Consider the following 8740-nt stretch of genomic DNA (forward strand, 5'->3'; position numbering starts at 1 on the left):
ATCGGCATGCTCTTCCAGCACCTGAGGCTGAATGCCCCGGTGTTTAACCTCTGTCAGCAACCACGGCTCGTTCCATGCGTCATTAGGGTGAGCTTGTAATGGCTGGTAATAACCGCTGGTAAGCTGACAGCAATCACTGACCCCCGCTAACTTTCCGTTTATCTATTCTCCCCTGTTCAAGGGTACGTGTTGCAATGCCTGTACCCTCGGCCTGTATGGAAAATTGACCGGGGTAGCTATTTTACCTTTGCGTAGAAACATTTGATTCAAATAATATTATGAAACAACTAACCCGCTTTTACCGAACTGCCCGCCTGCACTTTCCCGCCGCAGCTGATTTTAGAGCCGCCGACGGCGATGGGCTTACCATTCACCAATACCGACCCCACACCCGATGCGATGCTGCGCGGATGCGGTGGATGCTTGGGTTTGATATGCGGCATTAATGCATCGCCCTGGCGAGCAACAGGGCGGCCGTCAATGAAGACATCTGAACTGGCTGAAATGATCGGGGATGGGTGAAAACCATCATGCTGGGTGCCGATGTCACCCAGCAGTGCTGCTTTAGGCATAGTAAAATCCTTTTTGTTTATCGTCATTATTAATCAATCTGTGAACTGATGATTATTCTGCTTTTTCGATTTGTTGCTGCTCGGCTTCATAGGCTGCTTGCATTTCATAGAACTCGCGTTTGCGTTGTTCATAAATGTGTTCAGGGATATACGGGGGCACAGCTTCTTTGTTACCACGGATCATGTCACGAAAGTCACTTTCCATTTGGATCAACGGGTTATTCTTCTTCCGTCCTTCCATATCATGAAGGTAGTTCCAGAAGGTCGACTCATCATTGGAGGCATACAAATCGTGCCAGTAATTATCAGGGCGGCCGCGCTTGCCTGCTTGGTCATATTCGACTGTGGTGGGGTCTAAATGACGAAACGGCTCTAACTCGGGAATATCGGGCAATGGTTCTTCGATATCCATAAAGCGCAGCAACATATCCCACGCGGCATGGGCATCACGAATATTGCTGCCTGCGCCATAAATTGAGATGCTGAACTTATATTGTTCACGGTAGCGATAGCGCATTTCCAGGTTAAAATTACAGGTACCGTTGGCCATCATATCTCGCTCTATAACCGGGTCAAAATCTGTAAAATCAAATTCGCCAAATTGGGTAACCACTTTACCTGTTTCACGATAAAAACCCTGTCCGTTCCACCTATGACGTTTGTAATATTTTAAATTACTATTCTTAAGTCGAATATTTAACCAGGTAAATATTGCACAAACTAGTGGAGGAAGTACCGCTCCTAAAATCAGAAATGATCCGCGAGCTAGTAGCGTAATAACTGTTGCCAACCACGCAGCACCAATCCAAAGCCAAGCCAAGCCAAGCCAAGCCAAGCCAAGCCAAGCCAAGCCAAGCCAAGCCAAGCCAAGCCAAGGGGAAGCTAAAGCAACCAATAAACATTTCCGTAAACATTTTATCTGATTGTTGGCTTTTATCTTCATCCCAGCCTGTTTTATTTACCTGGTGGGTTACAGGCCAATACTCTGGAAAATCATTTTTCTGAACACGATATCTTTTCAGCCATCCTGCAGAAAACTGCTCTTGCCTAGGGTTTAAGTAATTATATTGGTTATACCATGCTAACTGCGAATCAATCATTACATGCTCTAGAACGCCCATATCAATAGGTTGTGATACCAGCGGGCATTTCTGTTTGGTGTAGGCGGTGGGTTGATATTGATTACACTGCATGGCTAACCCCCTTGCTGTTGTTGAGTGTTACCGACAAACACGGCTGAACATACTTAAACTCTCTGATTTTCGTTATACCCACATAGGCCTTTTCATTGGGGTGCCAAACTTCATCACTAAATTCAATGTTTCTGGCCGCCAACGTGAACTTGATACTGAGCTTATTCTGCTTTTTCGATTTGTTGCTGCTCTGCTTCATAGGCGGCTTGCATTTCATAGAATTCGCGTTTGCGTTGTTCATAAATGTGCTCAGGGATATAGGGTGGCACAGGCTCTTTATGTCCAATAATCATATCGTAAAACTCATTATCCATCTGAATCAGTGGATTATTCTTTTTTCTACCTTCCATATCATGAAGGTAATTCCAGAAGGTCGACTCATCATTGGCGGCATACAAATCGTGCCAGTAATTATCAGGACGGCCGCGCTTACCCGCCTTGTCGTATTCGACTGTGGTTGGGTCCAAATGGCGGAACGGCTCTAATTCCGGAATATCAGGCAATGGCTCTTCGATATCCATAAAGCGCAGCAACATATCCCACGCGGCATGGGCATCACGAATATTGGCACCTGCACCGTAAATTGAGATGCTGAACTTATATTGTTCACGGTAGCGATAGCGCATTTCCAGGTTAAAATTACAGGTGCCATTGGCCATCATATCTCGCTCAATAACTGGGTCAAAATCAATGAAATCAAATTCGCCAAATTGGGTAACCACTTTACCTGTTTCACGAAAAAAACCCTGATCTTTCCATTTATAACCTTTATAGTATTTTAAATTACTGTTCTTAAGTCGAATATTGAGCCAAGTACATATTGCACACACTAGTGGAGGATAGAAAAAAAACTCCCAAAATGCCTCTCCCCCAAGGATTGAAGCTAAAAAACCAACCCAACACCCACCAACCCAAAGCCAAGCCAAGGGGAAGCTAAAGCAACCGACAAATAGTTCCAAAAATATTCGTCTTTTCGGCTGAGTTTTATCTTCCTCCCAGCCAGATTTAAAGACTTTATGTGAAAGTGGCCAATAGGCAGGAAATTCTTTTTTTTGTACCCGATATCTAGTCAACCATCCTGCAGAGAATTGCTTTTGCCATGGGTTTAAATAATTGTATTGGCTATACCATGCTAACTGCGAATCAATCATTACATGCTCTAGCACGCCCATATCAATAGGTTGTGATACCAGCGGGCATTTCTGTTTGGTGTACGCAGTAGGTTGATATTGATTACACTGCATGGCTAACCCTTTTACTGTTGTTTACTGTTACCGACAAACGCGGCTGAACATACTTAAATTCTCTGATTTTAGTTATACCCACATAAGCTTTTTCATTGGGTTGCCAAACTTCATCACTGAATTCAATGTTTCTTGACGCCAATGTGAGCTTGATATGTAATTTATTCGCTTCAGGTACAGTTGATGCTTTTTTCAGATGGTTGAGGTTACCCCTATAATTCATCAGCTTAATCTTATGATAAGACTCTACGGTATGTTGCCAGTAGCTGGCAGGAAGTATAAAACCATAATATTGGATTGCAGGATTTTCCGGATCTTGTTTGACCAGTTTTGGCTTTACTTCCAATATAGTTCGAATTGGTATTACCGCTGTTTGAGAAAAGCCGGGGATTGTCAGTTCTTCACCTAATTTGATAGTGAATTTTTGCGGCTGTGAATCCCCTTTATCAAAGCGCAATACCGGATTAAAGGTTTTAATAATAAGCTGACAATTTTGTTTTTTGAAATCACTACTTATACGGTAAGCTTCTGAGGGTGAGATAATAGTCGCATCACCCATAAACAAACAGTTAACTAGCTGGCTGTAGTAATTCATCCCGCTTTGGCTTTCTGCGGTTGATTTTACCTCTTTAAGCCTGGGCAGAATAGATTTGTTATCTTCGAATTCCCCTTTCTCGACCTTTTCTTCTAACCGACGAATTCTTTCATCCAGATCATTATGCTCTACACCGAACAGGCCATATTTAATTGCCAGCGAAAACGAATCGTCACTATGGTTCGCTGCCCGCGAGGCAAACCACCATGAGACAAACAAAGATCCGACTGTGATGGTTAAGTTTATGGTATTGGCTGAAATTGCCGCCTGGCCTAATAAACGAATACACGCCCTATCGACAATGGGCTTCGCCATATAAGTAATGCCCGGTGCTGTTGCGGCCGTCATCATTGACCCGGCCTCACCGATTTTATTCCAGGCTGCGTTATTGTATCCTTGGTCAAACAGAAGTTTCGCATCCAAGAATAATAATAATGATGTTACGCCACCAGCAATACTTGCCAAACCACCTCGCCAATTGCGCCAGCCTGACATTCTTTTTAATTGATCATTTTCCAGATTAAAGTCCACGCTTAATTTTTTATTTACCCCTTTGAAGGATTGATTGTTAGTTAAGTTTGAGAAGTAAGCACTTAAGAGAAACACATCAAAGCTTGCACTAATCAACCCAATAATATTTTTTGCATTCGGTTTATCTAGCGAAGTTTTAAATGATATACAAAAATTATTCAGCTCCAACAACCACAACCCGGCCCATATTCCTCGGTATGCGCCTCCAACAATACGAGCAGAGGTTTGATTTACCTGCTGGCCCTTAATCTCATAGCTATAATCAGCATTTCTGGTGTGGCTGAATTTCCCACCAAGCTGATTTTCTATACTTGATACCGACTGACCCTTTATACCATCATAGACATGAGATGGTAATTGTCGAACATCTGCCGCCATTAGCCACAGCGTTTTCCCATTCGTCGCTTGCACCTTAAACGGAATAGCGCCACCAGAGAGGGCTGATGGTAAATGGGCTAATTCAGAAGCGAACTTAATCGTCAATGCCTTGCCTTGAATATTCGTTATCTTTGCCAAAACCCCATAAAGCGAAGGCAATACCTGAATGGATAATACCTCTAAACCGTTGACCCCTCGCCTTACAACGCCCGATATCTCAGAAGCCGACATCTGGTTTTCTTCATCAATCACTTTAGAGGCGACGTCTATTAGCTCCTGATCAAAAATGACTAATTGGGATTTTTCCTGATAGGTATTGGCGACTGCTTGTTGTAACTGCTCGTAATTGACCTCGTAAAACTCGGCCCATTTTCTTGCATCACCCTGGCAATTTTCTTTTTGATAGGCCAAACAAGCGTAAGGATGGGAGGCCGTTTCAAAAATACGTTTAATTGCCCCCATCATGATTTTTTTCGGATCGGCCAATCGCGAATAATTAAATCGATTCAGTATTGGCATGTCATGATCTGGCTCACCTTCGACCAATCGGGGATCGACCCGATCTAAATCAACCAGTATGGTTTCAAGCGTCTCGATAAAGTTGATATAGGGCCACGCTTTATCGGCAGTTTGAAACAGAATCGCGTCCATGTCCGTTGCGGCCAGGTGGGCACTATTACGATCCCATAGCAAATCTGCGTATAAGCCAATTAATTTATAGAGTTCTCTTCGTGCCTGCGCCCGTTCTTCACGCTTTACTATCCGGCAGAACAGGCTGCCGGTAGACTGAACCAGTCTTGCATCCCAGAAGCTGTCTAAATAGAGCGGGTTGGCATTACCATTCGGGGTTTGTTTACTAAAACAATTAAAGTGGATCAGCTCTGCGGCAGCGCCATAGTTATGATATTTCACACTTTCCGACAGTAACTGAAGCAGCTGAATATTGGCATTGACCTGGTTGAGCAATTTATCGGCAACAAACCGCTGATCTTTTAATACAATTCCCACCAGATTTTTGCCTCTTAGCGGTGAGAAACAATCACTGCAGGCTGTAGGTGGTTCTGGAAGCTGGTAGTCTTCAAATGAAAATTCAGGCACATCTGGCGAGTTATTCAACGGCAATGGCTTAGCTCTTCTCGGGTGCATCCATTGCTGTAATAAATTTCCCCGTAAACTGGGGCAAAATACCGTTTCATGGGGATATTTATCATCTTTAAAATTGATGAGATCGCTTGGCGCTGAAAGCTGTGTATTAACATCACTGTCGTGGTATTGACGCTCTTGCTGTAGCCCAGTAACAACGTTACGCCATTGCTGGCCTGAAATATCTTCCAAATAAATACGAGATGAGCCCAGCAAGGTTTCCATTTCCGCGTCGCGCATTCTCATTTCTGGCAGCTCATCAATGGCCAGATGCTTAGTTACAAAGCCCCATTCTTCAACAAACCGCCTGGTTTTATAATTCGCAATACCCGATTTCGTGCGAATTAATGCCGGAATTTCGTCGACAGCCCGCGAAATTTTCGACCATTGCTCGCAACGCTCCTTTCGCAAATAATCGCTTTTCTCCAGCGTTTGTACGTGCTTCCAAGGCCATGGGAATTGGGAGAACGCCATTTCAACGTTTGCGATTCGGTTATTTAAATAAAGCGGGATCTGGATGTGTTGTTGCGCTGTACCTGTGTATTCCCGTTTATCTGGCACGGTGTCCATCTGACGGTAGCTTGCCGCGTCACTATCGGTAAACGTCGGTGTTTTATCCGACTCTGCCGTCACTTTTAACTCTCTATAGAGTCGCCCATTGAGGAAAATATACAGATAGCCGTTGCGGCAAGGTGCAACCGCTCTTTCATCATGATCGGTTGTCAATAAAGGCACAATACCGAGCATGACATTGTGTTGGAACTCTTTGGTCGCCTCTTTCAGTACAGAGTTACTCACTTCTTTATTATCAAGCAGTACTGCTTGAATATCGCCAATTTTGTGGATCAGCTGATAGCCATCTTTTAAAGCATGATCATCAATATACGTTGTTGTCTCAACGATTGGCCCAAAGCGCCCCTGGGGTTGCTGGCAACTTTGCAATTGCTCGACTTCCTGCCCACTGGCAAACAATGCAAATTGATTAATGCCATCATCAATCCCAACACCGGTTTGCTCGACGAAGATAAACTTTTGCTGTTCTTGCTCTTCCTGGGTTCGGCACTGTGCCGCCCCCATGGATTCTAACGAATAGGGCGTTTCTAAGGCTGGCGGCAACCCCGCTTCTGCCCCATTCAGTAACTCATCTGTTTCTAATGGCAATGCCGGAGGCGTAAGGGGTAATTCATCAAGCCCGGCATCAATATTCCATTCTGATGCAAGCTCTGGCTCAATAGTATCCACGCTCGGTATTGATGTGAATTCAGTTTTCTTACTGGCTTCACCCGTCGAAGCAAATACCGAGCCGGCTTTTGCTGATTGAATAGGAACTGGAATGATCATTATTTTCCCAGCATGTATTCGACCGGGATCAGTAACATGAGGGTTATGGTCTAAAAATACTTTTTGACTGATGTTATGTTTTCTGGCCAGCCCTGAAACGGTATCACCCTTTTCAACCAAATATGGGATTAATTTATATTCCATGGTGATCTCCTGCTTCCAATGCTGCGAGTATTTCATCGCTCAATGCCAGTTTTTTCTTGATTGAATAATGTAGGTTTTCAAATATTGGCTGCAGTTTACGCTCACGATAAAAATCCCCACCATAGACAATGGCGATACGAAGCCAGAGATCAAATTCATTCATGTTGCTTGCGCCATAGCGTTTGGCGATTGGCAACTGGGAGTGAACCAGTTCAGAAATCAGAATATTGTCTTTCGGTATTACATTACGATAGTGATCGGCTAATTGATTTGCCATCTGCTGTTCTTTGTATACCGTTATCGTTGCTAATTCTGATTGAGAGAGGCGATACTCTTTGATTAATGGCTCGGAAGACGCCGTTAATTCTGACGTCCACCACTGTTGTTGATCGTACCAATAGAGTTGTTCGGCCTGATGCCAAAAATGACGACGCTGTATTTGTTCCTGAGCCCCTAAGCAATAGGCTAAATTACGCGGATCATAAAATCGACAGACTGAACGGGCATTACTGGGTGAGTAGATTTGAACGCGTGCCATACCCCATTTCTGTACAGATTCAAAATCAGCCTTTGAAGTTAACAAACAGCCCGCCGGATACTGCTCTAATAGCGAGACCGCAAAAGTCCAATCCTGCTCATGGCTTTGCAGCTCTATCAATACTGGCCCGGATTTTTTCACTCCGTCATCAACGTCCTGGCCAAAGAGATAATCCCACAGACAGTCGCCTGAGCTTCCCTCATAAAAGCGGCGTAAAAAATCATCAATTTGGCACGCTTCTACAATCAAGTAAGTACGAAGAGTTGGCTGATAAACAGGAACAGCGCTTAAGCACTTAATACCTTCAATTTGCATGACTAACTCTTCTTTTTGTGTATTGGGCATGTATCTTCACCGCTACAATCACACTCTTCCTGAATAAATACGGCCCTTTTCGCCATATTCCCAAACGCGGCCAGCGACATAGACGTTGTCGCTGTTTGTGCCTGCAACGCGGTTGATGCGGCCAATGTGGCAGCCTGACCAATCACTCTCGGCAATTGTGGCGGCTGGCCTCCGTAGCCACTCCCCCTTCCTGCGCTGCCGCCAGAATTCAGCTTGATGCCCGGGCCGACGAGCTTGATGCCGGATGGGTCGATTTTCACGAAACTGCCGCCGCCTTTCAGGGTGATTTCGGAACCGGCTTCAATCACTGCTTTATTGCCCACTTTGATGTGGATTTCACTGCCCGCTTCGGTAAGGTGTTTGCTACCGATTTTGGTCTGCTGCGTGCCTGCCGTCTCGTGGTGGTTATCTCCGCCGATCGTTTCGAACTGATTTCCGTTTACCGTGCTGTGATCATCAACTTTAATTGCCTGATAGCGGCAATCGTGGACGGTAAGGTGATCGGCATTCAGTATTTCCTGGGTGCGGATATTTTGTACGGTGGTATCGAGATCTTTGGCGGCATGAAGATAGATTTGTTCGTTATTTATTTTGTCGTCAAAGCGCCATTCATTGAAGTTCTGCCCGCCGACACTGGACGATGTTTTAAAGGTGCTGCGGGTTTTATGCTCGGGCAGGGCATAAGGCACTTGGTTTTTGGTGTTATATAACGCACC

Annotated in this window: 8 protein-coding genes; all 8 read right to left on the minus strand. The window is 44.6% G+C overall.

Annotated elements, in window-relative coordinates; all coding sequences use genetic code 11:
• Positions 1–162, minus strand: a 162-nt coding sequence (locus AC2204_RS20380) for a contractile injection system protein, VgrG/Pvc8 family (protein ID WP_486767000.1), incomplete at its 3' end; no start/stop codon positions are given.
• A gap of 125 nt (positions 163–287) precedes the next feature.
• Positions 288–572: a type VI secretion system PAAR protein gene (locus AC2204_RS20385; protein ID WP_318927728.1), complete on the minus strand. Its 285-nt coding sequence runs from the start codon at positions 570–572 to the stop codon at positions 288–290.
• A gap of 52 nt (positions 573–624) precedes the next feature.
• The gene (locus AC2204_RS20390) at positions 625–1185 is read right to left on the minus strand and encodes a hypothetical protein (protein ID WP_318927729.1); all 561 of its coding nucleotides are present in this window, start codon (positions 1183–1185) and stop codon (positions 625–627) included.
• 70 nt (positions 1186–1255) lie between these two features.
• Positions 1256–1765, minus strand: a complete 510-nt coding sequence (locus AC2204_RS20395) for a hypothetical protein (protein ID WP_318927730.1) — start codon at positions 1763–1765, stop codon at positions 1256–1258.
• 161 nt (positions 1766–1926) lie between these two features.
• Positions 1927–3009 (minus strand): hypothetical protein, encoded by a 1083-nt coding sequence (locus AC2204_RS20400; RefSeq protein ID WP_318927731.1) that lies wholly within the window; start codon positions 3007–3009, stop codon positions 1927–1929.
• Positions 2999–7141, minus strand: a complete 4143-nt coding sequence (locus tag AC2204_RS20405; protein ID WP_318927732.1) for a LysM peptidoglycan-binding domain-containing protein — start codon at positions 7139–7141, stop codon at positions 2999–3001. Before AC2204_RS20405 ends, AC2204_RS20400 begins: the two co-directional genes overlap by 11 nt.
• On the minus strand, positions 7131–8024 hold the full coding sequence (locus tag AC2204_RS20410; protein ID WP_318927733.1) for a DUF4123 domain-containing protein: 894 nt from the start codon (positions 8022–8024) through the stop codon (positions 7131–7133). The genes AC2204_RS20405 and AC2204_RS20410 overlap by 11 nt, the downstream gene beginning before the upstream one ends.
• Positions 7997–8740: bacteriophage T4 gp5 trimerisation domain-containing protein (locus AC2204_RS20415; protein ID WP_413466730.1), on the minus strand; the 744-nt coding region annotated here is incomplete at its 5' end. The genes AC2204_RS20410 and AC2204_RS20415, both read right to left, overlap by 28 nt.

This window comes from Photobacterium sp. (assembly GCF_057456235.1).

Excerpts from the sequence above, each read along its gene's own strand:
- AC2204_RS20410 (WP_318927733.1), bottom strand. The coding sequence starts at position 8,024 with ATGCCCAATACACAAAAAGAAGAGTTAGTCATGCAAATTGAAGGTATT.
- AC2204_RS20395 (WP_318927730.1), bottom strand. The coding sequence starts at position 1,765 with ATGCAGTGTAATCAATATCAACCCACCGCCTACACCAAACAGAAATGC.
- AC2204_RS20400 (WP_318927731.1), bottom strand. The coding sequence starts at position 3,009 with ATGCAGTGTAATCAATATCAACCTACTGCGTACACCAAACAGAAATGC.
- AC2204_RS20385 (WP_318927728.1), bottom strand. The coding sequence starts at position 572 with ATGCCTAAAGCAGCACTGCTGGGTGACATCGGCACCCAGCATGATGGT.
- AC2204_RS20405 (WP_318927732.1), bottom strand. The coding sequence starts at position 7,141 with ATGGAATATAAATTAATCCCATATTTGGTTGAAAAGGGTGATACCGTT.